We start from the raw sequence: 21917 nt of genomic DNA, 5'->3' as shown, positions 1-21917 counted from the left end.
TGATGTTTGATTAGCTCATAAAATACTAATTTGTGTTATCAATAACACGTTGTTTTTGAATCAACATTTAATGTTGAATTCGGAATTAACGTTGACATATTGCAATTCAGTTTTCAATGTTCATTGATGCGTTACAAGAATTAATTATAACATTAAGTTTTTGTTAAGTCAATAATAAATTTTGTTTATTTTTATTTAACTTTATTTCGTTTGTTAACTCAACATTTAATATTGTATAACCATTCAAAGGTTTTAACAAGTGTCAAATTTACACTTTGTAATTTTTTTTGTTTGGTTTGTTTTTGGTTGCCATCTCGTTTTGACGACTTTTATATAATATCAAGTTTAATCACAATCGTCAATTCAAATTCTAAATCTTTTTAGTTAAATTTTACCTTAGAGATAACTATTTATTTTTAATATGTATTAAAATATTAAAAAGTGTAAGTATTTTGATGAATTATAGGATGATTTTGAGTATATCCATTCAATTAAGTTTCCAAAATGGAAGTATATTGGAACCATTTAACTGCGCTTATAAATCAATTTACTTCTTTCATTTGTTGTTTCTTCTATATTATAGATAAGAAAAAGGCTTCGTTAATAAAACGAAGCCTCACACTTTAGTAAATTAATTTTTATAAATTTTAATCGATGCTATTATTTTTCATTATCTTGGCAATCTTTACATAAACCATAAATTTCCATACGGTGGTGCGTTACATCGAAGTTTGTTACGTGCTGAGCTAACTGTTCAACTTCATGGAGTTGTGGATAGTGGAAATCTACGATCTTGCCGCAATTTTCACATATAACATGATAGTGATTATGTGTGTTGAAGTCGAAACGGCTTGAAGCATCTCCATAAGGTAATTCTTTTACAATACCTATGCCTTTAAATACACGTAAGTTATTATATATAGTTGCAACACTTATATTTGGAAAATCAGGTGAAAGTGCTTGATAAATTTCATCAGCTGTTGGATGCGTTTCTGAAGCAATTAAAAACTTTAAAATGGCTTGTCTTTGTGGCGTTATTCTAATGCCATTATCTCTTAACGATGCTATTGAATCTTCTAATTGATGTTCAACTGTTTCCATCTCTGCACTCATTTCCCTCACCATCTTTCTATTTAATAATAATTATTACTTAATATTAATATAACGGTTGAGTTAAGGAAATGTCAATAACTAAAGCTCATTTCAATCAATATCCTGCTTGAGGGTTAACCACATTCTCAATTAGCTCACGGTTATTGAGAAAATATACTAGATTTCTTTGGAAAATATCAGTTACTTCTTCCTGATTTTCTATCCCATTCCCCGTAATGTGCGCTGTTATTGAAATGTTATCTAGGTTGTAGAGTTGATTATCTGGATTTAATGGTTCATTTTCAAACACGTCTAAATATGCATGTCTTATCAATTTGTCTTTTAAAACGTTAGCTATAATATTTTCATCCACGATAGTGCCTCTGCCTACATTAATAAACAATGCAGTATCTTTCATCGCCTCGAAATGGCTTCTTTGAAGTAAATGAATCGTATCTTTTGTTTCCGGTAATGTGTTTACAACAATATCCGCTTCAGGTAGAGCTGATGTCAACTCATCAATCGCATATACTTGTGAAAAACCGTCTACTGAATGTCCTGAAGTATTGACGCCTTGAACAATTACATCTATTGCATTTGCTATTTTCGCTGTTTTTTGTGCAATACTACCTGTTCCTAAAAATAAAACTTTTTGTCCACTAACTCTTTTACCAGTTAATTTAGAATCATAATATTTATGTTTTTGATTAATGAAAGAAGTGCTCATATGCTTATAATCGTCTAAAATAAAAGCTATGATGAATTCGGACATTTGTTTAGCGTGCACACCCTTCCCATTAGTAAGTAATATGTTTTGGTTATCAATGTACTCTAATGGTAGCTTATTAACCCCAGTGGAATACCAAGCTAGCCACTTTAAATTTGGACATTCCTCTAAGAATGTTTGATCTATTGCACTATCATATCCAAATAAAATATCTAGATCTTTTTTATCGTTATCATTTATTTCCGAAATACCACTCGTAAATACAAAATTTACATTTGGAAAAGTATCAACTAAATCTCCTTCTAATCCATCCAATCGTTTTAAACTGACAGCCTTCATCTAATCTCACCCCAAAATAGCTTTTAGTTCTTCCATTTGTGATTTTACTTTAACCTTTTCAATTACATCTATAATAATACTATTTTCATCTAAGACAAATGTAGTTCTTACTATCCCCATAGATTCTTTACCAAAAGATTTTTTTAATTGATACACACCAACTTCATTAGATAATTGATAATCCTCGTCTATCAGCAAATCAAAATTCAAGTTAAGTTTATTGCTAAAATTTTGGTGTTTTTTCTTTGTATCTCCACTGATACCATATACTTGTGTATCAAGTTTATTAAAATAAGATAAATTATCTCTAAAATCACATGCTTCTGTAGTACAAGTTGGCGTATTATCTCTAGGATAGAAGTAAATTACTGCTTTACTTCCTTTAAGCGTTTCATTAGAAATAATGTCCCCATTTTGATTTTCTAGTTTGAATTTGGGAAATTGATCTCCTTTTTTTAACAAATAACTCACCCTATTTCTTTTTAATATTAATTATATGATACGATAATAAACGAAAATATTAAATTAAAAGAGGTTGATATTAATGAAATTTACTGAAAGTGAAAGACTTCAAAATTTTTCAAATGAATATATATTAGGTGGCGTCAATTCGCCTTCTCGTTCATATAAAGCTGTAGGAGGTGGTGCTCCAGTAATGATGCAATCTGGAGAAGGCGCTTATCTATATGATGTAGATGGAAATAAGTATATTGATTATTTACAAGCATACGGCCCAATTATAACTGGTCATGCGCATCCTCATATTACAAAAGCAATTCAAGACCAAGCTGCACTGGGTGTTTTATATGGTACACCTACAGAGTTGGAAATAGACTTTGCCAAAAAATTACGCGATGCAATTCCTTCATTAGAAAAAATTCGTTTTGTAAACTCAGGGACAGAAGCTGTGATGACAACCATACGTGTAGCCCGCGCATATACTAGAAGAAATAAAATAATCAAATTTTCAGGTCAATATCACGGTCACTCAGACCTAGTATTAGTAGCAGCTGGCAGTGGACCTTCCCAATTAGGTTCTCCTGATTCAGCAGGTGTGCCTCAAAGCGTTGCGCAAGAAGTTATCACAGTACCTTATAATGATATCGACGCATATAAAGAAGCTATTAATTATTGGGGGGATGACATTGCGGCAGTTTTAGTGGAACCGATTGTTGGAAATTTTGGTATGGTCAAACCTAAACAAGGTTTTTTAGAACAAGTAAATGAAATCACACATAATAATGGAAGTTTAGTAATTTATGACGAGGTCATTACTGCCTTTCGTTTCCATTATGGTGGTGCGCAAGATCTTTACAAAGTTTACCCCGATTTGACTGCTTTTGGGAAAATTATCGGCGGTGGCTTGCCAATAGGCGGTTATGGCGGCAAACAAGAGATAATGGAACAAGTCGCACCATTAGGTCCTGCGTATCAAGCTGGAACGATGGCTGGTAATCCATTATCGATGAAAGCAGGTATTGCTTTATTGGAAGTATTAGAACAAGAAGGCATATATGAACATCTCAACGATTTAGGAAAACGCTTAGAGGAAGGCTTGAATGAACTAATTCAAAAACACCATATAACTGCAACTGTTAATAGAGTATATGGTGCATTGACGCTTTACTTCACAAATGAAGTTGTCACACATTATGACCAAGCTGAAAATTCAGACGGAGAAGCGTTTGCTAAATTCTTCAAACTCATGTTACATCAAGGAATTAACCTTGCACCATCCAAATTTGAAGCATGGTTTTTAACAACTGAACACACTAAAAAAGATATAGATCAAACATTAGCAGCTGTAGATTATGCATTCAGTCAAATGAAATAAACTTGAATTTTATAGGGAATCGTTGTATAACAAGTATAAACATTATTTTATTAAATATACGAAGGAGCGGTACATTTGAAATTAGGAGCACGTATTCTGAAGACAGGTATAGCTATTATACTTGCTTTGTTTATCGCTTCTCTGTTCCCTGATGAAGCAGGATTAAAAGCAATCGCTGCAGTCAGTGCGGTAATCGCGATGCAACCAAGTGTTTTTCGTTCCATTAAAACAATTTCAGAAAGAGCAATTGGTAACCTCATAGGTGCATTACTTGCAGTTGTTATGGTTACAGTTTTTGGTAATAATCCAGTAATCATGGGTGTTACCGTTATACTATTAATTGCCATTTTATTCCGTTTTAATTTGGAACATGTAGCTACACTTGCAAGTATAACTGCATTAATAATTATGGGAACACATACTGGTAACTTTTATGTTTCTGCATTTTACAGATTTGTACTTGTTATGGTAGGTGTAATTAGTTCTTCTGCAGTTAATCTTTTATTTTTACCCCCTAAATTTGAGTCGAAAATTTACTATAACGCTTTGAATATTTGTTCAGACATATTTGTATGGTTCAAACTTGTTTTAAATGACACATCTGAATATCATCATATCAAAGAAGATAGAGGCCTAATTAGCAAACGTATTTCGAAGTTAGAGCAAACATTTGAGTATTATGAAGAGGAAAGACCTTGGACTAAAAAGCAAATGTACGCACAAAACAGAAAAAAAATACTCTTCAAGCAAGTTGTTCGAAGTACACGTCAAGCTTATGATGTATTAAAACGAATGAATCGATACCAAAATGATCTTCATAATTTAAATAATGAATTACTACTACAAATTAAATTAGAGATTGATTTGCTAATCGCTTATCATGAACAAATTTTTATCAGTCTTTCAAAAAAAGCACGTTACGACGTTAGCCACTTCGACAGTCAAATTGAGAATCCGCAAAAAAAAGATTTAATGGATGCCTTTCAACGTGAAATTATCAAAGATCCTTACCAAACAACATATTCTTTCGCTAATATCATGCAGATTATTTCATCCATAGAAGAATATCGTTATACTTTAGAACATTTAGATCGGTTAGTTATTAGTTTCTTTTCTTATCATCAAAATGATAATGAAATTGAAATTGAAGAAGAAGATTTCGATTTATAAATAAAAAGAGGCCGGACGTCATATTGTCCTAGCCTCTTTTTTATTATTAACTGGCGTTGTCTCAAAAAGCAACACAATAGATTTTTTGCTCACTTTTCTACCTATTATAAATTTTGAATACTATATAGGTGTTCATACGTTCCGTTTTTAGCTAATAACTCTTGATGCGTACCACTTTCTACTATCTCACCATTTTCAATAACTACTATTTTATCTGCATGTGTAATTGTAGATAATCTATGCGCGACAATCAATGTAGTACGATTTTCACTTAAGATATTCAATGCTTCTTGAATAATAGATTCGCTTTCTAAATCTAGTGCACTCGTCGCTTCATCTAATATAATAATGGGTGGATTATTAAGGAAAATACGTGCTATAGAAATACGTTGTTTCTGGCCACCAGAAAGTTTAACGCCTCTTTCTCCAACTTCTGTATCATACCCTTCTGATAATTCCATAATAAAATCATGTGCGTTAGCCATTTTTGCAGCAGTAATGACTTCCTGGTCTGTAGCATTCGGTCTACCTAATAAGATATTTTCTTTAATCGTATCTGAGAATAAAATATTATCTTGCTGAACTAACCCAATTTGATGTCTTAAACTACCAGTTAAATATGATTTAATATTAGTACCATCTATTTTAATTTCACCATCTGTTACATCGTAAAATCTTGGGATGAGATTAATCAGCGTAGATTTACCTCCACCACTCATACCAACAAAAGCGACAGTTTCGCCCTCTTCAATATCTAAATTAATATGATTTAATATAGTAGATTCTTCATTATTGTATTTGAAACTAACATCATTAATTTCAATACGCCCTTCTTTAATCTCTAAAGGTAAAGCACCCTTTTTATTTTTAATATCATAACCTTCGTCCATCAATTGGAAAACACGGTCCATAGACGCAAAACTTTGAGTTAATGTAGTAAATGAAGAAACTAGTCTACGTAAAGGGCCGAAGAGTTGTTCAAGATAACCGACAAATGCAGCTAGTGTCCCTACTGTAATAGACCCATTGATAGCTAAAACAGCGCCTGAGCCTATAATGATAAGTGGTCCTAAATCTGTTACTGTATTAATCGCTGAAAAAGAATAGGCATTCCATCGTGTATGTGTAAAGGCACGCTGTAAAAAATTACTGTTATGTTTATCAAAATTAGCTGCTTCGTTATCTTCGATAGCAAAACTTTTAATAACTGACATACCTTGTACACGTTCATGTAAAAAGCCTTGTACTTCTGCTAATGCTTGAGATCTTTTTCTTGTTAAGTTTCTTAAGCGTCCAAAGAAGAAATACACTGTTAAAATATATATTGGGAAAATAATGATTGCTGCTAACGTTAATTTCACATCTAAAACAAACATAATAGATAAAGCGATAACGATAGTGATACAGTCAAGCCAAATATTCATTAACCCTGTTAAAATAAAATCTTTGGTCTGCTCAACATCATTAATCACTCTTGAAATAACTTGGCCCGCTTGATTATTAGCATAAAATCTTGAGCTCAAAGCTTGCAAATGGTTATATAACTTTTTACGAATGTCATATAAAATTTTATTACTCGTCCATTGCGCTAAGTATTGTCTTAAAAATTCTATCGGTGGTCTAACAATCACAAAAATGAATATTGCTATACCTAATGCAATTGCTAATCTTGTAAATTTTTCTTCAATAGTGATTGCCCCATTATTAATAATGTTATCAATAACATATTTAATTAATAATGGAATCAGCATTGGAATACCAAATTTTAATATACCAACAAGTATAGTGGCAATGATCCGCCATTTATATGGTCTTACGAATTGTAAATATCTGCGAATCATATAACTTACTCCTCCCTGCTTATTTCAGCAAATGAAACAGCCTTCGTTGAATTTCAACAAGGCTGTTAATACAATTTATCTTTGACTAGGTGATTATTATCGTGCATTTGCTGTGATTTTCAAAATTAAATAATTATTTTGTATTGTTTATACCTATCTAACTATATACGATAAATCACTTAAATACATTAAATCTGCTTAATAATCTCTAATCTTTTTAAATCTTTCACGCCAGACTTTAATAAAATCTGGAGCAAAGGGACCCTTTTTCTGTTCGATCCATTGTTGTAGAATATCTACATTTCTTCTTAAAATAATATCAATATCAGAAGAATAATTCATTTGCTTCATATGTTGCTCATATTCATCTTCATCTAAAAGATGATATTTACCATTAGGATAGACTTTAATATCTAAATCGTAATCAATGTATTTCAAAGCTTCCTCGTCGCATACAAATGGTGAGGATAAATTACAATAATAATAAACGCCATCTTCCCTAAACATACAAATAACATTAAACCAGTACTCAGAATGGAAATACACAATTGCTGGTTCTCTTGTAATCCATGTGCGATTATCACTTTCTGTTACTAATGTATGGTCATTGCCACCAATGACTACATGATCCGTACCCTTTAAAATAGTCGTTTCAGACCAAACACGATGTATATTACCATCATGTTTATAACTTTGAATTTTTATTGTCTGACCTTCTTTAGGTATGGATTCTTTCACCATGCTCCACACCACCTTTTCTTATTTCACACATTGAATTATAACATAATTATGCTTAACAGAACGACCCTAACTGTTGGTTATCAAAAATTTATATATTTTGGACATACTTACTGGAAAATTATAATTCTCCCTATCTTCTAATTTCATCCATACCATATTTTCAGATAAAGTAACTTCTTGTGGATTAACTTGGGTTTTTGCTAAGTACACGTTGATATCCCAAGTTATATGCGTAAATTGGTGTTTCAATGAATAAACAGGTTTATGTTGAAACTGAATATTCGTTGATAATTGTGCGTTTACACTTTCATTACCTGTAGCTTCAAACATTGGGAATTCCCACATATTGTTTAACAGCCTTTGTGTTCGTTTTTCAATAAGATAAGCGCCGTCTGTGTTTTTTATAATATACACATTTTGTTTTATATGTTTTTTCTTCACTTGTGTAGTTTTCACCGGTAATTGTTCAACTGTTCCTTGTTCAAAAGCTTCGCAATGTGCTTGAACGGGACAAAATAAACACAATGCGTTTTTTGGAGTACAGATTAACGCACCTAATTCCATCATAGCCTGATTAAAAGTACCAGCCTTTTCTTGAACATAAGGCGCTAACTCATTTTCAAAAGCTTTTCTTGTAGATTGTAATTTAATATCTCGATCATCATTATTTAGCCTAGACCAAACCCTAAAAACATTACCGTCAACAGTTGCTAATGGCTTATTGAAAGCAATACTCATTACAGCTGCTTGAGTATAAGGTCCTACGCCTTTAAGTTTTCCAAAAAGTTGCGGATCATCTGGGACTTCCCCATTATAGGATTCATAGACATCTTTTATAGCGGTATGAAAATTACGTGCTCTACTATAATAACCAAGCCCTTCCCAATATTTAAGTACTTCATCTTCGTGAGCTTTGCTCAATTCATAAATAGTCGGGAACCTACTGATAAATTTGTGATAGTAATCAATTACAGTTTTAACTTGTGTTTGTTGTAACATAACTTCACTTAACCAAATATAATACGGATTAGTGGTTTCTCTCCATGGCATTTGACGTTGATTTTCTTCAAACCATGTAACGAGATTATTTTTAAATTGCGATTTATTTAACATGTTATACATCTCTTTCTATGCGTCATTCTAAAACTTTTTTTCTTAATTTTAGTATGTTAATTTTATTATTTAGTATATTAGATTATAATAGATATAATATCGAAATGAAATGAGAGGATACTTATGGATACAGGTACGCATATTGTCATGGGTATCGGTTTAACAGCTTTAGCAACACAAGACCCTGCAATGACCGGTTCATTTGCAGCTACAGCCACCACATTAATTATTGGTTCTTTGATACCTGATAGCGACACAGTTTTAAAGCTTAAAGATAATGCCACTTATATATCAAACCATAGAGGGATAACACATTCAATACCTTTTACAATTTTATGGCCGTTACTTATAACTTTATTTATATTTACGTTTTTTAAAAATATTGATACTGGCCATATTTGGTTGTGGGCACAGCTTGCAGTATTTCTTCATGTTTTTGTAGATATATTTAATTCTTATGGTACTCAAGCGCTTAGACCAATTACAAATAAATGGATTCAACTCAGTGTAATTAATACGTTTGATCCAATCATTTTCTCCTTGTTATGTATTGGTATCATACTTTGGATAATAGGTTTACATCCTTACATTTCATTCTTCCCTATTGTTGGAATACTCGTTGTCTATTATATTATTCGCTTTAGAATGCAAGCAATAATTAAGCAACAAGCATTAAAACAAATTAAACAAGAGCATAACCCAGTCAAAGTTTTCGTTGCGCCTACAATGCGTTTTATGGAATGGCGTGTAGCTATTCAAACAGAAGCACATGATTATGTGGGGCGTAGTTACGGCCGCAATATCGTTTTTAGTGATAAATCAAAACGTCATTCATTTCCAAGTAACGATTTAATGAAGTATGTAAAAGACGATAAAAATATCAAAACATTTCTTAACTTTTCATCTATCTATCGTTGGCAAACAAGAAAATTGGATGATGATACAACGGAAATTAGATTAATTGATTTACGTTATTTAAAAAATGGACATTATTCTTTCGTAGCGATTGCTCATTTAGATGAATGTATGAATATTGATCATTCTTATATCGGTTGGGTATTCAGTGAAGATAAATTACAAAAAAAATTATTTGCAAAGTAAACGTTATAAATTAAAAAAATAGGAAGTAATCATGTACTATATCATTGATTACTTCCTATTTTTTAATCTTTTATTAGCGTAAACTGAACTAAATAAAATCAGTTTTCTAATGTTTTTTCATGTCTTTAGATGTTTCAATATGCCCATTCTCTATTTCGTTTGTTGTACTGTTTTCTTTAGATTGATTCATTATTGGAGCAAAAAATCGGAATTTTTTGTATGCTGTTATTCTATACATTGCAAATATCATAATACAAACTGTTGCTACAAAAAATAGGTAATAGAAATGATAGGGGACATTATTCAAACTTAATGCGCCTAAAACGACAGATTGTGAAATACCATCAACGAGATAAAATAATGGGTTTAGCATTAAAATATGAGTGAATAATGTTGAATAACTTGACGGTATGAAAATAATCGGTACAATAAAAAACATTATAAATGATAGGACATACATTATCATATCTACATTTTTTCTAATGACTGTAAATAAACCAATCAGTGTGGAAGTTATCACTACAAAGATTGTAGACATGACCACAAAATACAATGCAGATGGTATAGAACTTTCAATATTTACTGGAGTCATAAAGATAATGAACATTAGTGCAATAAACATTAAGAGATTAGAAATAACAGCTATAACAATATTTTGAAATATTGGGTTTAAATTATACAGTTTAGTAGTAAAATATTCTTTTTTAAACAAATGAACGCTGTGATAAATTGCCATCCAAATAAATATGAAACTTGTTAAAGCTGCTAATCTAAAATAGCCTCGAGCTTGTTTTATTTCTTCTGTACCATTTATTTTAAAAATAAACATTAATATCCATAATAAAAGGATGCTTACAACAAAAGGTATTACAAACCATTTCCATTGTCCTTTTAAGCGATGAAACAAATGTTTACTTAAATATGGTGTGTTTTTATAAAAATTAATTATATTATCTATCATTTACTACACCTACAATTCAATATATATCCATTTATTATTTTTGAAGTCTGCCATAAAATAACCTTCGTCTGATTTAGTTATCCAAAAATTATTATCTATATTAAACTTATTTTTTAATTTTTCCTTATCTTTCATTGGGATAGTAAAACCTGCTAGTTTATTTTGGTCATTAAATATCATTGTTATTGGCTGTTGCGTAATTGGCACAATAAAACGATCATTTCCACCTGCTTCTGGTACAAGTGAATCTGTCACAGTACTGTGTTTTTTATGTAAGTGACTATTATAAAATTCATAGTAATTGCTATAATTATTACTCATAAATGGTGCAAGTGATTTACCACTGTGTTCCTCAAATAACCCAGCTGGGTCAAAATAACGTATATCTTTTTTACTAACTTTATAAGACTGGTTATCAACAGTAACTTTATAACTTTTACTGTTTTCCCCAGTAATTGTAATAAAAGCATATTTAGTCGCTTTTAAATCTTTATCACTTTCCATGTTTTCAAGTTTGATTGAATCGTCTAAAACAATGCCATAAGCTAGTTTTTCTTCATAAGGATTTTTCGATTGATTTTGTATAGAAGCTTGGTCTTCGTTCTGACCAATTTTAATTTTCCCTATATCGTTAAACATTAACAACGCCGTTAAAACCATTCCTAAAATAAAAATACTAACCCATATCCAAATTCTTACTAGAACAACAGGGGGTTTGACGTGATTATATCTATCTACACGTTTGAAGTTATAGGTTAATTCAGGTGTACGTGTTCTATTTTCTTTCCAATCTAGATCAAAATTCTTTTTTTCATCATCTGTTTTTAAAGAATTTCTATCTCTTTCATGATCTTTAAATAGAGGGATAACTTGTTTAATGGAGCCTTCCATTCTAAATTGTCCATGAGAAATCCAAGCTATATAATTACTTGCTTTTGTAATTCTTTCTACATTGTCATCTATCATAACAATGGTTAAATTATTGTTTATGTATTCATTTGATAGCTCAATTGCTTTTTCAAAATATTCATCAGTTAAATTTTGCAGTATTTTATTAAAAATAATAATATTTGCTTTCGAAGTGCGAGAAAGCGTAAAAAGTAAACGCGCATAAGCTTCATCTGAGAGTTCACATATAGGTGTATCGCTTTGTTCTTCTATATGAGCATATTTTAAAACCTGTTCGACTTTATGAGTATTTGTTTTATAAGGAAATAATGTGACTGCATGTGATACATAATCTACCACTGAAATATCTTGCAAATATTTATCATCTATATCTGCATAAAACACATCCATTTTGCGAATAACTTTCCCCTTATCAGGCTTAACTTCACCGCTTAATATACGTCCTATAAGTGATTTTGAAGAACCAGGTTCACCAATAATGCCTAATGATTCACCTTGATAGATATGTAAGTTAATATTATTCAATTCTATATTCTCTGCATCATAACCAAAAGGCTGATACCATTTTTTTGACTTTTTATCTCTATAATAGTGCGTTACATTAAGTAACTTTAAAATAATTGAACTACCCATGCTATCTTCATCCTTCTACAGTTTTAATAATGCTAGAGGCAAACCTTCTTCTGGTTCTGAACTATTAATTCTGAACCCCCATGCAAAAACGCCTTTAAGCCGTTCTACCTTAAAATAATTTCCAGTTCCGTCATTTAATTGATATATTTTACCAAGTTCTACTTTATTTCTATCTATTAAATAACTCTCAGCTATAATGGCTTTACTAGCATATACATCATACTCATTATATATACCGTTCATTTCTGCTTTACGCATTTGTTCTTTATACCCTTGAATTTCATGACGTAATTCTATTTCGCTCATTTCACTCAATTTCTTCCGTTCCATCTTCTATACCACTCTCTTCTAGTTTAGATTTTATTTTATCATATTGGTAACCTTTTCTCATAAGCGTTTCAATTGTTTTATTAATTATTTTTTTACCTGAATATTTTTTTGAAAATTTATTATACGCTTTCTCTAACTCATCTTGTAGCAATATATCTAATGTTTCTTCGGATTGTGAGAAATCCAACGCTTCTATAACTAGGTTAATGGTGTCAAACGTATAACCCTTTTGCATTAGAGATTGTGTTAGTTTTTCTTTTCGTTTTATTTGAGGGCCCTTCTTCTGTTTTAAAATTTTTTTAGCTACTTTTAAAATGTCATCTAACGGCTGTTCCTCAATATAAATAAGCGCATATTCATCAATTAATTTTTGTTCGATACCAGCTTGATGCAATTTTTGTTTGAAAATCTCAGGACCTTTGTCTGTCGTTAAAATCATCGTATTTTTCAAACTATTAGCATAATCTTTATGATCTATTAGTTTTTGTTTATGACAGTATTCTAAAACATTTGCAATAACAGGTTCAGATATATCTTTTTTAGATAAATGTTGCGCTACTTCGTGTTCAGTTCTTTTTCTATAAGATAAATACTGAATAGCTATATTGATAGCTTGTCTATATTGTTCATAGTTTTGAATTTTTTCCATATCTTGTGCTTCAACTATTTGGTCTTTTTTGAGGTTGAAATAGACAAAAGTATCAATATCGATACCCATTTCAAATTCATCATCTAAATATAAATTAAAACGTTCTTTATTATTTTTTTGTACTTCAATTTTTGTGATTTTCGGCATTGTATTCACTCCACTTATAAGAATAACTTATATCGATTATGAATGGAATTATAGTGGTTTTTATATTTAAACATCTACTGAAAAATATGTACTTAATTAAATTATAACATTAAAAAGAAGCGGAACAGAAATCACTTTTCTCAAAAAATGGTTTCGTTGTCCCGCTCCATTAAGGATGGCTAAAAAAGAATAACGTACTGGAGCCTTACATTAAGAGAGGCTCATCTGCACAGCGGATTAAATGAGCTAAAATCCAAATCAAATCATAAATAGTACCAAGAATTAATGAGGACATATGAGTCAAACCACATGGATACACGGTGCTTTAGCATAAATAGCGTTAAAACGGATTGATATAAATTTTTCCTTTATTGTCATTTGATCTGATGCAAATACTAGAAATCAAAACATTACTTACGCTTCAATTCAGAACACCTATGCTGTTTATACACCTAACTCTAATAAAGCATTTTTATATTGATCATTAGAGATATACCCCTGTTGTTTCATCTTTTCTAAATCTATCTTTACTCGGTTTATAAAATTGTTTGACATGTCATTAATATTATAAACACTGGGTGCGTTAATTTTACTTGCTAATATAGCACTTTGTAATACTGAAATTTGAGGCAAATTTTGATTATTTTTATCTGTAGTGACTCCAAAATAATAATTTGCGGCTGCTTCAACTGAATAATTATCACTTCCAAAGAATATATTATTCACATAAAAACTGAGTATTTCATCTTTGCTGTACGCTTTTTCAACACGATGTGCAACAAATAATTCTTTGAGTTTACGTGTTATCGATTGTTCATTATCATAAAAATAATTTTTTACTACCTGCTGTGTAATTGTACTTCCACCTTGTACATTTCTATCGCTCAAAGTAGAGAAAATAGCACGTGATGTTCCCTTAATATCAAATCCATGATGCTTATAATATCGTTCATCTTCCATAGCTATAAAAGCGCCTTTAGTATAATCTGGCATATTAGATACAGAAACAAAAGTATCTTTATCTTCAATATTTTGCAAATCATCAACGTCTGCTCGAGACGATAACGCATACATAGCACCTATAAAAATGCCTACTATAACTAATAGTAGAATTAGGAGTTTAAAAAACAGCCCTTTTCCTCTTTTTGTCTTTTGTGATTTTGTGACTGGTTGAAAATAAGTATTGTATTGAGGTTCATTTACAGTATGAGTTTGGGATTTTTTGTGTGTTTGCTTATAACGATCGCTTCTTTTCATGCGGTAGCTCCTTTATATTGCTCTCATATCATTATAAGTGAGTTTATCAATTGTTGGAATTTTTATCTATAGTAAATAGTAAAAATCAGTCCAAGGGTGTATGAGTATATCGTTTTAAGGTTTTATAATAAATAGTTTACTCATCTTTAGGTATATTAACATGACACGCTATTACTTATAAATTACATTTATCAATGAAACGCCTAAGAGACAACAAAAAAGTTAACTCATTCATATAATGAGTTAACTTCTAATTCTAAACTATCTATTCAAACGAATGTTGCTTAATTTAATAAATTAAGCGTTTAGTTGATCTACAATTGCTTTATTAAAATCATCTAAATCGTCGGGTGTACGACTTGTAACAATATTATTATCGACTACTACAGATTCATCGACAACTTGAGCACCTGCATTAGCAAGATCTTTACGAACGTTTAACACCGCTGTTAACGTTCTGCCATTTAAATCATCAGTATCAATTAATATTTGTGGTCCATGGCAAATTGCGAATGTTGGAACATCATTTTTAGTGAAGTATTTAGCAAATGTACCGTATCTACCTTCTGAATCACCACGTAAATGGTCAGGTGAGAAACCGCCTGGTATTAATAAAGCATCATAGTCTTCTGCTTTAGCATCAGCAATACTTACATCTACTGTTTCTTTTGCACCGTGTTTACCTACCACTTCACTATTAGCCTCGTTACCAATAATAACTGTTTCATGTCCTGCTTCTTCAATTGCTTCTTTTGGACTTGTTAATTCCACATCTTCAAATTCATTAGTTACAATAATTGCTACTTTTTTAGCCATGAATTATCACCTTTCTCTATTTGCGTTCTATAAAGTGTTTAGACTAAAATTTAAATTTTAAACATATCTGATTGAATTTCGTTAACTATTAATCTGACGTATGAGATACTGTCTTAACTTTTTCTTCTAATTGATCCAACAAACCAATCCATTCATCTATATCTTCTACTTTAACTTCATCAGGGTTCACATGATCAATATCATCAATAAATTTCTCTAATCTTTTCTTAATTTGATCAATTGTTTGATTTTCATCCATAATATTTGTAACTCCTTTTTTTCATATATTCTTATATTAACATGGATTTGACAAATTTTGGTAATGTCTGAATAATATTAAACTGAAATAAAAACATCACGTTTTAGAAATGATGATACACATAGTTACGGATCACTTTCCTAATCACAACGAAACCATTATAAAAGGATGTTAAAAATGACTAGTTCAAACTCTGCTTTACCTCATTTTAAAAAGCCTATATCTATATCTCACGGCCCTTGGGAAGCCTATAATGACTTTTCAGAACATAATCAATTAACATTAAGTAATATTGAATTTACAACCACTAATTTATTCAATATGCGTTGCAGCCATTGTGCAGTAGGTTATACGCTACAAACTTCAGACCCTACGCCATTGCCAATGGATTTAATTTATCGTCGATTAGACGAAGTGCCCAATTTAAAAACGATATCCATAACCGGTGGCGAACCTATGTTTTCAAAAAAATCTATTAAAAATGTAGTTAAACCCCTGTTGAAATATGCTTTTGACCGTGGCATATATGTACAAATGAATTCTAACCTAATATTGTCATTAGATAGGTATCTAGAGATTGCTGAATATATAGATGTAATGCATATCTCTCACAATTGGGGAACAATTGATACGTTTACTGAAGTGGGTTTTGGTGCTATGCAAAAACAACCACCTTTAAAAGCAAAGCTAAAGTTATATGATCAAATGTTATTAAACACTCGTACACTTTCCGAACAAGGTATGTTTATATCAGCAGAAACCATGTTAAATAAAAGTACACAACCTCACTTAAATAAAATACATAATGAAATTGTTTATGATATGAAATGTCAGAGACATGAAATACATCCGATGTATCCTGCTGATTTTGCAAGTCAACTAGAAGTACTATCATTGAGAGAAATAAAAGAAACTATACATTATCTTTTAGATCATCGTCATCCAGGTACATGAATGCTTTTCGGGACGCTACCAATTTATCCTTGTATTAGGGATGAGGAGGACCAAGCCCTACTTCAAAAGCTTAGAAATGCTCAAAACGTTTCATTGAGAAATGATCCAGATGGGAGAAATAGACTAAACGTCAACGTATTTACTGGTAATATTATTGTCACAGATTTTGGGGATGAAAACGGCACGCTATCTAATATTAAAAATGACAAACTAACAGATGTATTTAGCACATGGCTAAAATCGCCCTTAGCTCAATCCATCAACTGCCATTGCGCTCAATTTAGTTGTTTAGGTCCCAATATACTTGTTAAAAATATGTATTACCCTCAATCAGATTTTAAAGAAAATGAATCAAACATGCGTCGTATATATACTATGGATTAAATAAAGCTGCAATTCAATAAGTTAAATAAAGAGAGCATATCATTTGAAATGTCATAACCTAATCCATCACTCATGACATTTAACTTGATATACTCTCTTTGTTTGTAAGCAATTCGCTTTTATATGTAACTCTCACGGATTTAATACACTTCATTCTATATGTTGTACATTAGCTAAAAATTCAATTGTCTCTTTACTTTCTTGTCTTCTTTCTTTGCGGCGTTTCACCCTTGCTAATGCTGTTTCATGAAACCATGTTTCCGTTTTTGTTTCTGGATAGACTTGTGGCACAGATATTGGTTTGCCAACATCATTCAATGCAACAAATGTTAAAAAGCTAAGTGCTGCTAAATGTCTTTCATTTTTCAATACATCTTCAATTGTAATTTGCACACAAACCTCCATCGAAGAAGTACCTGCATATGACACCATAGCTTCATATGAGACAACGTCTCCTGTTTTGATTGGTTTTAAAAAATCTACGGAGTCTGTAGATGCAGTCACAACTTGTGCGTTACTATGTTTCATTGCGGTAATCGCAGCGATTTCATCTATATTTGCCATAAGCATCCCACCAAACATAGTATGATGATGATTAGTGTCTTGTGGAAATACTTGTCTTGTTTTAATGCTTCTAGATTTTGACATTGCTTTACTATTAGTAGTTCCCATAAAATAACCCTTCCCCTTTTAAAAGCTTAGATAAAACGTATTAAATGAAAGGAGTGGGACAGAAATCGCATTTTTCTTAAACAATTTCATTGTCCCGCTCCAGCAGGCATGAGTAGAAAAAGAATACAAGCGTTAAGACGCTTGCATAAGAACTACTCGTTTTCGTAAATTAATTTTAATCATTAGTCCAATTACCATTTTCAAAAATCAATTCTTGATCACCATTTTCCAGAATACCATAAATAGTTAAATCTGGGCTGCCAATCATAAAGTCTACATGGATTAACGAATCATTCAAACCATGTGCTAGTTTTTCTTCTGTAGTCATGGTCGTGCCGCCTTCAATATTAAAACCGTATGCTGAACCTAATGCAATATGACAAGACGCATTCTCATCAAATAATGTGTTATAAAATATCGTATTACGGTTTGATATTGGAGAATCATCTGGAACTAAAGCCACTTCACCTAAATGTTTGGCTCCTTCGTCTGTATTTAATAAATCACGTAGCACATCTTCACCTTGTTCAGCAGTAAAATCAACTACTGCACCATCTTTAAATGTCAAGGTAAACCCATCAATAATATTGCCATTATGACTTAACGGCAATTTGTTTGTCACGTACCCATTTACATTTAAACGATCGGGCGCAGTAAATACTTCTTCTGTTGGTATATTAGCAACAAATGCTTGTCCGTTTTCGGTATAACTTGTTGCATCTTCCCATATATGTCCTTTAGGAAGGCCAATTTTTAAATCAGTCCCTTCCGAAATATAATGTAAAGTTTTATAATTCTTATGTTGTAATTTATCAGCATGTTTACTTAAATTAGCAATATGTTCTTCCCAGTTTGTTACTGGGTCATTACCATCTACTCTGACAATATCTAGAACTTCATCTATAAATTTAACATATGCTTCTTCTACAGATAAATCTGGATATACACGTGCCGCCCACGCTTTAGAAGGAAAAGCAGCTACACACCAAGGAAATTGGTTTTTTTGACTTGCTTCCATATACCCTTTATATGCCGTAGCATATTGCTTTTGAAATGCAGATAATTTATCCCTATCAATACCATTTAATAAATCTGGGTCTTGCGTGATAAGCGCCAAGTTAGCTGCACCACGTTGAACGTAATCCATACGTTTAGCCACTTCGTAATCTTTAACCTCATTAAGTTCGAAATGCTCAACTGGTTCATATTCAAATTTCAAACGCGATAACCGATCATCGCTATACTCAACTTTCACATCAGAAGCGCCTCTTTTATATGCAGCTTCAACTATGTAATGTGTTAATTCCAAAGCATCTACACTTGAACGTATAAATACTGGTTGTCCTTTTTGTATATTCATACCTACTCCAGCTAGAAGCTCGGCGTATTGTTTCAATTTATCTTGTAATTGAACCATGTTTCAACACTCCCTTATTTACGAATTTGTCCAAGTGCGTCTGCAATTGCTGATGCTTCGCTTGGTGTAAATGACGCTTTAGATGTAACATAATCATATACTTCTTTCACTTCTTGTTCATCTGCAGATTTATACTTTTCAGGGTCAATTAAACTTTGATTAACTAAATTTAAACGTTCCCTAATTTCACCGATCATTTCTTCATTGTTCTTTGTCATTACGCTCACCTCTTTTTTATTCATTTTATCAAATTTACTAACCTTGTAAAACTTTTATCCTAATTCCTCTTTAGAAATGATTGAAAAAGCATTAAAATGGGAAATAGGATTATATAATTTGGAGGTACACACATGATTACAGTTGCATTTGTTTGTCTTGGAAATATTTGTCGATCACCTATGGCAGAAGCTATTATGCGACAAAGATTAAAAGATAGAGATATCAATGGTATAGAAGTAACTTCAAGAGGTACTGGTAAATGGAATCTTGGCCAAACACCCCATGAAGGGACACAAAAAATACTAACAGAACACAATGTCCCATTTGATGGCATGATAAGTGAGTTATTTGAATCAGATAACGACTTTGATTATATTATTGCCATGGATCAAAGTAACGTAAATACTATTCAAAGCATTAATCCAAATATTAAAGGACAATTGTATAAATTGTTAGAGTTTAGTGATATGGATGAGACTGATGTACCTGATCCTTATTATACAAATAATTTCGAAGGCGTATATAAAATGGTACAATCATCTTGTGATAATTTAATTGATTTCATTATTAAAGATGCTAATTTAAGAGAGGAGTAACACATCATGCAAAACAAATTAATTCCAGGTATATTATTAGGTGCTGTAATCGGAGGCGCAGCAACACTCGCTGACAAATCTACACGCCAATCATTAAAACAATCAATTAAAGATATTAAAGAAGGCAATCGTTCTCAAAAACCTTCAGCTATTTCAAACATTAAAGATGAAGTCGTATACTGGAAAGATGCAATTGAAGAGATTAGACGCAACAATCCAGAATTAGAACGTTCTTTAAAAAATGCCAAAGACACTTTTGTTGAACGCAAAAACAATCGATTAAATGACTAACGCAAATAGCACTTCATTACTAAATTAATATAGTATAGGTAGAGCATAGCTGATGACTAATTTTAAATCCTATCCTAACTAAAAGATTATTGAAACTATCATCACGCTAACAATGGGCGAGAACAAGAAATCAACTTTCAAATTTCGATTTCTTTCTCGCCCTTTATATATTGATTATTTTCAGCATTTTATTTTTAAAAATTTACTATATCTTAAAAGAATATAGCAACACATATTTACCTTTTATATAATTTAAAGTATATTAAACTGTATACTTTAAATATCAATACATAAGGAGATTTGATATGTCTAAACACGATAAAACTACTTCTAATTTTCTAAATGAAATCAAAGATGATGAAGAAAATAAGAAGCAAAAACACAAGAACGATCAAATTGAACGTGATCGTGTATATATTACACCTAATGAATTTAAATCTAAAACACCAAAAAAAGACAATCAAGCATTTTTTGTATCACGTATCAATAAACCAGCGAAATATACTAAAGATTCGAATTTTTTCTCTTATTTAGTATACAGAATTGGAAAAGATGATGCATCTGGTTTATCAGCACAATTATCGTATTATTTCATGCTATCATTATTTCCAATGCTACTTTTCTTATTATCTATCGTCCCATCTCTCGGCATTAACCAAAAAACGATTAGAAATATGATTAGTGATCATGTGCCGCAAGATTATGCACCTCAAGTAACATCAATCGTTGGTGATATTATGAATAATGCAAGTGGCGGCATTTTATCTGTCGGATTAATTTTAGCACTCTGGTCCGCATCTAACGGTATGACAGCTTTGATGAACTCATTTAATGTGGCCTATGATGTGGAAGATAGCAGAAACTTTATTGTCTCCAAATTATTAAGTGTTCTATTCACGCTTGCGTTAATCATTGTATTACCATTAGCAATCATTTTGCCAACATTTGGTGAACAAATTAGTTCATTACTTTTTGGACCAATAGGTTTAGGCGATCAAATCAAATGGGTATTTAATCTAGTTCGTTTCGCTTTACCTGTCATTGTAGTACTCATTGCATTCATTGTCCTTTATACATTAGCGCCAAATGTTAAGATTAAAATGCTTTCAGTTATACCAGGCGCTATATTTGCAACTATCGTATTTTTAGGTGGTTCATATTTATTTGGTATTTACATTTCAAATTTTGCTAATTACTCTAAAACATATGGTAGTATCGCCGGTATCATTATACTCATGTTATGGTTGTATATTACTGGATTCATCATTATTATCGGTGCGGAAATCAATGCAATTATGCATCAAAGAAAAGTTGTAGCTGGAAAAACACCAGAAGAAATAACAATTGCTCAAATTGAAGACGACCAAAATGATGATGACTACCAAAAAGACAATTAATTTGATTATAATAAACATAAAAGCTAAAACCTAGGCAGAGCTCGTCGTATTTCTGCTTAGGTTTTAGC

The 21917-nt window shown here is 31.4% G+C and carries 22 protein-coding genes and 1 pseudogene; 7 read left to right on the top strand and 16 right to left on the bottom strand.

Going from position 1 to position 21917, the window contains the following annotated elements; all coding sequences use genetic code 11:
• Positions 1-660 precede the first annotated feature (660 nt).
• The 3 genes from perR to IEU88_RS12180 form a co-directional block, all read right to left on the bottom strand.
• Entirely contained in the window at positions 661-1113 is a 453-nt protein-coding gene (perR, locus tag IEU88_RS12190; protein ID WP_096808978.1) for a peroxide-responsive transcriptional repressor PerR, read from the bottom strand.
• Between the two features lie 94 nt (positions 1114-1207).
• On the bottom strand, positions 1208-2158 hold the full coding sequence (locus IEU88_RS12185; protein ID WP_103373318.1) for a phosphoglycerate dehydrogenase: 951 nt from the start codon (positions 2156-2158) through the stop codon (positions 1208-1210).
• A 6-nt stretch (positions 2159-2164) separates the two neighbouring features.
• A complete protein-coding gene (locus tag IEU88_RS12180) occupies positions 2165-2620 on the bottom strand; it encodes a peroxiredoxin (RefSeq protein ID WP_103373319.1) in 456 nt (151 codons plus the stop codon).
• Between the two features lie 82 nt (positions 2621-2702).
• On the opposite strand from IEU88_RS12180, the gene IEU88_RS12175 reads away from it, so the two are divergent.
• Together IEU88_RS12175 and IEU88_RS12170 are read left to right on the top strand one after the other, a co-directional pair.
• Complete coding sequence (locus tag IEU88_RS12175; protein WP_103373320.1) at positions 2703-3992, top strand: glutamate-1-semialdehyde 2,1-aminomutase; 1290 nt, start codon at positions 2703-2705, stop codon at positions 3990-3992.
• Between the two features lie 75 nt (positions 3993-4067).
• The gene (locus IEU88_RS12170) at positions 4068-5162 is read left to right on the top strand and encodes an FUSC family protein (RefSeq protein ID WP_096808969.1); all 1095 of its coding nucleotides are present in this window, start codon (positions 4068-4070) and stop codon (positions 5160-5162) included.
• Positions 5163-5266: 104 nt separating this feature from the next.
• Here the strand turns inward: IEU88_RS12170 and IEU88_RS12165 are convergent, their stop codons facing one another.
• The 3 genes from IEU88_RS12165 to mutY form a co-directional block, all read right to left on the bottom strand.
• Positions 5267-7003, bottom strand: a complete 1737-nt coding sequence (locus IEU88_RS12165) for an ABC transporter ATP-binding protein (protein ID WP_096808967.1) — start codon at positions 7001-7003, stop codon at positions 5267-5269.
• Positions 7004-7201: 198 nt separating this feature from the next.
• Complete coding sequence (ntdP, locus tag IEU88_RS12160; protein WP_096808965.1) at positions 7202-7744, bottom strand: nucleoside tri-diphosphate phosphatase; 543 nt, start codon at positions 7742-7744, stop codon at positions 7202-7204.
• Between the two features lie 66 nt (positions 7745-7810).
• The gene (gene mutY / locus IEU88_RS12155) at positions 7811-8857 is read right to left on the bottom strand and encodes an A/G-specific adenine glycosylase (protein ID WP_103373321.1); all 1047 of its coding nucleotides are present in this window, start codon (positions 8855-8857) and stop codon (positions 7811-7813) included.
• Between the two features lie 123 nt (positions 8858-8980).
• Here mutY and IEU88_RS12150 point away from each other — a divergent pair, with 123 nt between their 5' ends.
• Positions 8981-9958, top strand: a complete 978-nt coding sequence (locus tag IEU88_RS12150) for a metal-dependent hydrolase (RefSeq protein ID WP_103373322.1) — start codon at positions 8981-8983, stop codon at positions 9956-9958.
• 106 nt (positions 9959-10064) lie between these two features.
• Here the strand turns inward: IEU88_RS12150 and IEU88_RS12145 are convergent, their stop codons facing one another.
• The 7 genes from IEU88_RS12145 to IEU88_RS12115 all read right to left on the bottom strand — a co-directional run bounded on the left by IEU88_RS12145 (position 10065) and on the right by IEU88_RS12115 (position 15919).
• Positions 10065-10919 carry a sugar ABC transporter permease gene (locus tag IEU88_RS12145; protein WP_176579746.1) on the bottom strand — a complete coding sequence of 285 codons (855 nt, stop codon included), beginning with the start codon at positions 10917-10919 and terminating at the stop codon, positions 10065-10067.
• Positions 10920-10928: 9 nt separating this feature from the next.
• Positions 10929-12461, bottom strand: coding sequence for an ATP-binding cassette domain-containing protein (locus IEU88_RS12140; protein ID WP_103373323.1), 1533 nt, complete (start codon positions 12459-12461; stop codon positions 10929-10931).
• A 15-nt stretch (positions 12462-12476) separates the two neighbouring features.
• A complete protein-coding gene (locus IEU88_RS12135; RefSeq protein WP_096808958.1) occupies positions 12477-12791 on the bottom strand; it encodes a YfhH family protein in 315 nt (104 codons plus the stop codon).
• Positions 12769-13587, bottom strand: a complete 819-nt coding sequence (recX, locus tag IEU88_RS12130; RefSeq protein ID WP_096808956.1) for a recombination regulator RecX — start codon at positions 13585-13587, stop codon at positions 12769-12771. Before recX ends, IEU88_RS12135 begins: the two co-directional genes overlap by 23 nt.
• Before the next feature lie 444 nt (positions 13588-14031).
• Positions 14032-14844, bottom strand: a complete 813-nt coding sequence (sgtB, locus tag IEU88_RS12125; protein WP_096808954.1) for a monofunctional peptidoglycan glycosyltransferase SgtB — start codon at positions 14842-14844, stop codon at positions 14032-14034.
• Positions 14845-15141: 297 nt separating this feature from the next.
• Positions 15142-15660 (bottom strand): type 1 glutamine amidotransferase domain-containing protein, encoded by a 519-nt coding sequence (locus IEU88_RS12120; RefSeq protein ID WP_096808952.1) that lies wholly within the window; start codon positions 15658-15660, stop codon positions 15142-15144.
• Between the two features lie 88 nt (positions 15661-15748).
• The gene (locus IEU88_RS12115; RefSeq protein WP_096808949.1) at positions 15749-15919 is read right to left on the bottom strand and encodes an SE1561 family protein; all 171 of its coding nucleotides are present in this window, start codon (positions 15917-15919) and stop codon (positions 15749-15751) included.
• A 177-nt stretch (positions 15920-16096) separates the two neighbouring features.
• On the opposite strand from IEU88_RS12115, the pseudogene yfkAB reads away from it, so the two are divergent.
• Positions 16097-17257, top strand: a pseudogene (yfkAB, locus tag IEU88_RS12110) (radical SAM/CxCxxxxC motif protein YfkAB).
• Positions 17258-17407: 150 nt separating this feature from the next.
• On the opposite strand, the gene IEU88_RS12105 reads toward yfkAB, so the two are convergent.
• The 3 genes from IEU88_RS12105 to IEU88_RS12095 all read right to left on the bottom strand — a co-directional run bounded on the left by IEU88_RS12105 (position 17408) and on the right by IEU88_RS12095 (position 19564).
• On the bottom strand, positions 17408-17929 hold the full coding sequence (locus tag IEU88_RS12105) for an acyl-CoA thioesterase (protein WP_096808945.1): 522 nt from the start codon (positions 17927-17929) through the stop codon (positions 17408-17410).
• A gap of 175 nt (positions 17930-18104) precedes the next feature.
• Complete coding sequence (locus IEU88_RS12100; RefSeq protein WP_096808943.1) at positions 18105-19346, bottom strand: aminopeptidase; 1242 nt, start codon at positions 19344-19346, stop codon at positions 18105-18107.
• Positions 19347-19360: 14 nt separating this feature from the next.
• Positions 19361-19564, bottom strand: coding sequence for a DUF1128 family protein (locus IEU88_RS12095; RefSeq protein WP_096808941.1), 204 nt, complete (start codon positions 19562-19564; stop codon positions 19361-19363).
• A 132-nt stretch (positions 19565-19696) separates the two neighbouring features.
• Between IEU88_RS12095 and IEU88_RS12090 the strand changes: the two genes are divergently transcribed.
• From IEU88_RS12090 to IEU88_RS12080, 3 genes are all read left to right on the top strand, one after another.
• The gene (locus tag IEU88_RS12090) at positions 19697-20161 is read left to right on the top strand and encodes a low molecular weight protein-tyrosine-phosphatase (RefSeq protein ID WP_096808938.1); all 465 of its coding nucleotides are present in this window, start codon (positions 19697-19699) and stop codon (positions 20159-20161) included.
• Positions 20162-20167: 6 nt separating this feature from the next.
• Positions 20168-20452, top strand: a complete 285-nt coding sequence (locus IEU88_RS12085) for a YtxH domain-containing protein (protein ID WP_096808936.1) — start codon at positions 20168-20170, stop codon at positions 20450-20452.
• A gap of 305 nt (positions 20453-20757) precedes the next feature.
• Positions 20758-21849, top strand: coding sequence for a YihY/virulence factor BrkB family protein (locus tag IEU88_RS12080; protein WP_103372574.1), 1092 nt, complete (start codon positions 20758-20760; stop codon positions 21847-21849).
• Positions 21850-21917: the final 68 nt, after the last annotated feature.

Source organism: Staphylococcus nepalensis, assembly GCF_014635045.1.
In the GTDB taxonomy this organism is placed as follows: domain Bacteria; phylum Bacillota; class Bacilli; order Staphylococcales; family Staphylococcaceae; genus Staphylococcus; species Staphylococcus nepalensis.
Note: the sequence above shows the minus strand (reverse complement) of the source record. Positions and strands in the feature narration are given on the sequence as shown.

Bases quoted from the DNA above. Each gene is read 5' to 3' on its own strand.
- IEU88_RS12185 (WP_103373318.1), bottom strand. From the start codon at position 2,158: ATGAAGGCTGTCAGTTTAAAACGATTGGATGGATTAGAAGGAGATTTA.
- ntdP (WP_096808965.1), bottom strand. From the start codon at position 7,744: ATGGTGAAAGAATCCATACCTAAAGAAGGTCAGACAATAAAAATTCAA.
- IEU88_RS12080 (WP_103372574.1), top strand. From the start codon at position 20,758: ATGTCTAAACACGATAAAACTACTTCTAATTTTCTAAATGAAATCAAA.
- IEU88_RS12115 (WP_096808949.1), bottom strand. From the start codon at position 15,919: ATGGATGAAAATCAAACAATTGATCAAATTAAGAAAAGATTAGAGAAA.
- IEU88_RS12135 (WP_096808958.1), bottom strand. From the start codon at position 12,791: ATGGAACGGAAGAAATTGAGTGAAATGAGCGAAATAGAATTACGTCAT.
- recX (WP_096808956.1), bottom strand. From the start codon at position 13,587: ATGCCGAAAATCACAAAAATTGAAGTACAAAAAAATAATAAAGAACGT.
- IEU88_RS12090 (WP_096808938.1), top strand. From the start codon at position 19,697: ATGATTACAGTTGCATTTGTTTGTCTTGGAAATATTTGTCGATCACCT.
- IEU88_RS12085 (WP_096808936.1), top strand. From the start codon at position 20,168: ATGCAAAACAAATTAATTCCAGGTATATTATTAGGTGCTGTAATCGGA.
- IEU88_RS12120 (WP_096808952.1), bottom strand. From the start codon at position 15,660: ATGGCTAAAAAAGTAGCAATTATTGTAACTAATGAATTTGAAGATGTG.
- IEU88_RS12140 (WP_103373323.1), bottom strand. From the start codon at position 12,461: ATGGGTAGTTCAATTATTTTAAAGTTACTTAATGTAACGCACTATTAT.
- sgtB (WP_096808954.1), bottom strand. From the start codon at position 14,844: ATGAAAAGAAGCGATCGTTATAAGCAAACACACAAAAAATCCCAAACT.
- perR (WP_096808978.1), bottom strand. From the start codon at position 1,113: ATGAGTGCAGAGATGGAAACAGTTGAACATCAATTAGAAGATTCAATA.
- IEU88_RS12145 (WP_176579746.1), bottom strand. From the start codon at position 10,919: ATGATAGATAATATAATTAATTTTTATAAAAACACACCATATTTAAGT.
- IEU88_RS12100 (WP_096808943.1), bottom strand. From the start codon at position 19,346: ATGGTTCAATTACAAGATAAATTGAAACAATACGCCGAGCTTCTAGCT.
- IEU88_RS12150 (WP_103373322.1), top strand. From the start codon at position 8,981: ATGGATACAGGTACGCATATTGTCATGGGTATCGGTTTAACAGCTTTA.
- mutY (WP_103373321.1), bottom strand. From the start codon at position 8,857: ATGTTAAATAAATCGCAATTTAAAAATAATCTCGTTACATGGTTTGAA.
- IEU88_RS12095 (WP_096808941.1), bottom strand. From the start codon at position 19,564: ATGACAAAGAACAATGAAGAAATGATCGGTGAAATTAGGGAACGTTTA.
- IEU88_RS12175 (WP_103373320.1), top strand. From the start codon at position 2,703: ATGAAATTTACTGAAAGTGAAAGACTTCAAAATTTTTCAAATGAATAT.
- IEU88_RS12165 (WP_096808967.1), bottom strand. From the start codon at position 7,003: ATGATTCGCAGATATTTACAATTCGTAAGACCATATAAATGGCGGATC.
- IEU88_RS12105 (WP_096808945.1), bottom strand. From the start codon at position 17,929: ATGGGAACTACTAATAGTAAAGCAATGTCAAAATCTAGAAGCATTAAA.